At 34.0% G+C, this 382-nt stretch carries 1 protein-coding gene; it reads left to right on the top strand.

Annotation, left to right across the window (positions count from 1 at the left end):
- On the top strand, window positions 1–382 hold a 382-nt coding region (locus DYI25_RS22335), incomplete at both ends, for an MFS transporter (protein WP_342032556.1).

Genomic DNA, 382 nt, shown 5'->3' with positions numbered 1-382 from the left:
AATAAACCAAGATTTAGTATTCATCAATTTATTGCAAAAGAGGCCATTCCTGTTGCTGTAATTATGCTTTTAATTGGCGTTACCTATGCGTCAATCCTAACTTATTTACAAGCATTTGCTTTAGAGCGACACCTAGTCACTGCAGCAAGCTATTTCTTTATTTGCTATGCTATAGCATCGTTAATTACTAGACCTATTGCTGGTAGATTGATGGATGATAAAAATGAAAATATTATTGTCTATCCAGCATTTATCATGCTTTTCCTTTCATTTGTGTGCTTAATTTCAAGCTATCAAAGCTGGTTAATATTACTTGCTGGTGCTTGCCTAGGTTTAGGGTATGGAAATTTATCATCTGCAATGCAATCTATTGCGATAAAAG

The organism is Mesobacillus boroniphilus, from assembly GCF_018424685.1.
In the GTDB taxonomy this organism is placed as follows: Bacteria; Bacillota; Bacilli; order Bacillales; family Cytobacillaceae; genus Mesobacillus; species Mesobacillus boroniphilus_A.
Note: the sequence above shows the minus strand (reverse complement) of the source record. Positions and strands in the feature narration are given on the sequence as shown.